Genomic DNA, 2,458 nt, shown 5'->3' with positions numbered 1-2,458 from the left:
CAATCGTGTCCTCGCCCGGCCATCGTCCCAGGTTCTGCGGCTCATCCAGGAGGGTCAGCCCGTGGCCGAAAGCCTGGAGCAGAAGGGATGGATGCCGCCGCTCGCGGTTGATATGGTGCGCGTGGGCGAACGGGCCGGCAGCCTTAAAGAGATGCTCGACGAACTGGCGAATTTCTACGATGCCGAACTCGACGTTCGGTTGAATCAGGTGACGACGCTCATTCAGCCCGTCATGCTGCTGCTCATGGCCGGGTTGGTCACGATTGTCTTGCTCTCGATTTATCTTCCGCTCTTCAGCTTTGTCTCAACGTTGGGAGCGCGATGACCGGCCATGAGAATGGCTGTTGAGGGATTGGGGCCGGGCTGAAGAGCACTGGCTATTGGGGGAAGGTCTCAAGGCCTATGACGGACAATCCGTATTTCAATCAATTGAGCGCGAAAAACGGGACAACGGCAGTGGCCGAACCAATGGATGTCGCGCAGGAAGAAGAGCGGGCGCGTCGTCTGGCCGAGCGGTATCGTGTTCCCTTCATAGATTTGACCCGACTGCGGATTGATCAAGAGTTGCTGCGGATGTTGCCCGTTGAGTTGATGGTGCAACATCGGTTCGTGCCCGTTCGACGCGAGGGCGATGCCTTGCTCGTGGCGGTGGCCGATCCGAGCGATCTGGACCGCATTGATGAGATTCGCGCCCGCCTCCGCGAGCGTCTCCGCCTGGCGGTGGCGACGCCGTCGGCCATTGATGCGATTCTCGCCCGGGGGGACGCCTCTCAGCGCGTGCTCGATGAAACGACCGAGCACTTGCGGGTGTCGCTCGTGAAGGAGACGGATCAAGGCGAGGAAGACCTCGATCTCGACCGTCTGACCGGCGACCGCGAGATGAGTCCCATCGTCAAACTGGTGGACTCGGTCATCCTCACGGCGTTGGAGCGAAGGGCCAGCGACATCCACATCGAGACGCGGGCGAGCGACGTCATCATCAAGTATCGCATTGACGGAGTGCTCTATCCGGCGGGCCCCCCCATTGACATTCAGCACCATCAGACGATCATCTCCCGCATCAAGGTGATGTCGGAGCTGGATATCGCCGAACGGCGCATCCCCCAGGATGGCCGCTTCCGCGTGCGCGTGCGCGGGCGAACGATTGATTTTCGCGTTTCGATCATGCCGACCATCCACGGGGAAGATGCTGTCATCCGGATCCTCGACAAGGAGCAGCTCAGCGAAAAGTTCCGCGATCTCCGACTCGATGTCCTGGGTTTTGACGGGGAGACGCTCAAGAAGTTCCGCCGGTTTATTAAGGAGCCGTACGGCATGATTCTCGTCACCGGCCCGACGGGCTCCGGCAAAACGACGACGCTCTATGCCGCCATCAACGAGATCAAAACCGGTGAGGACAAAATCATCACCATCGAAGATCCGGTCGAGTATCAGCTCAAGGATGTCACCCAGATCCAGGTGAACGAGAAGAAAGGGCTCACCTTCGCTCGAGGCCTGCGCTCGATTCTTCGTCACGACCCCGATAAGATCATGGTGGGCGAGATTCGTGATCCGGAAACGGCACAAATCGCCATCCAATCCGCCCTGACCGGTCATCTTGTTTTCACGACGGTCCACGCCAATAACGTCATTGATGTGATCGGACGGTTCCTCAATATGGGGGTGGAGCCGTACAACTTCGTCGGTGCACTCAACTGCGTTCTGGCACAACGGCTCGTGCGCGTCCTCTGCACCAACTGCAAGCGCCCGCAACGTCCGACCGAGATGGAGTTGATCGAGTCCGGGTTGGATCCGGCCGAGTATGCGTCGGTCGTCTTCTACGATGCGCCGGGCTGCGAGCAGTGCAACTGGACGGGCTACCGTGGCCGCACGGCCATTCACGAGCTTCTGGACATGAGCGATAACATCCGCGAGCTGATCATCGAGCGAAAGCCGGGATCGGAGATTCGTCGAGCGGCACGCGCCGAAGGACTGGTCACGCTGCGAGAATCCGCCGTCCAGAAGGTGATCGCGGGAGTGACGAGCCTTCGGGAAATTAACCGGGTGACGTTTGTGGAATGATCATCCCGTTTGCCACGGATGAACACGGATGGGCGCAGATCAGTTTCCTCATCCGTGCTGATCGGCGTGCATCCGGGATGATTCTCTGAGGCTGAAAGCTCGCGCTCGAAGGAGTGAGCCTATGAGGGAAATCAGATTGTCTCGCGCACTCACCACCGCGGGGCGGTGCAAGCATCGCCTTTCCGCGTGCAGCCGGTACATTGTGAGTCTGGCCCTGATGCTGGTGTTTCTGACCGGCGGAGGGGCTTTTCCGGCGGCGGCCGCGGGGAAAGGAAAAAAACATTTTGAGGAAGGGCAGAAGCTGGAGGCGGCGGGGAAAGTCGAACAAGCGGTGGAGAAATACCTGCTGGCGTTGAGCGAAGCGGATCGCCCCGAGTATCGCATCGCCTATCGGCGG

General features: G+C 59.8%; 3 protein-coding genes. All 3 read left to right on the top strand.

Annotated features, from left to right (window positions below; translation table 11 throughout):
* Window positions 1–325 (top strand): type II secretion system F family protein (locus tag VNM72_04175; GenBank protein HXF04595.1); only part of this gene is annotated, 325 nt, incomplete at its 5' end.
* 143 nt (window positions 326–468) lie between these two features.
* The gene (locus tag VNM72_04170) at window positions 469–2,061 is read left to right on the top strand and encodes a GspE/PulE family protein (GenBank protein ID HXF04594.1); all 1,593 of its coding nucleotides are present in this window, start codon (window positions 469–471) and stop codon (window positions 2,059–2,061) included.
* Between the two features lie 121 nt (window positions 2,062–2,182).
* Window positions 2,183–2,458, top strand: a 276-nt coding sequence (locus VNM72_04165; protein ID HXF04593.1) for a hypothetical protein, incomplete at its 3' end; no start/stop codon positions are given.

The sequence above is a fragment of the Blastocatellia bacterium genome (assembly GCA_035573895.1).
In the GTDB taxonomy this organism is placed as follows: Bacteria; Acidobacteriota; Blastocatellia; order HR10; family HR10; genus DATLZR01.
The sequence above is the reverse complement of the archived record's forward strand: the minus strand, read 5'-3'. Positions and strand labels throughout refer to the sequence as shown.

Excerpts from the sequence above, each read along its gene's own strand:
- VNM72_04170 (HXF04594.1), top strand. The coding sequence starts at position 469 with ATGGATGTCGCGCAGGAAGAAGAGCGGGCGCGTCGTCTGGCCGAGCGG.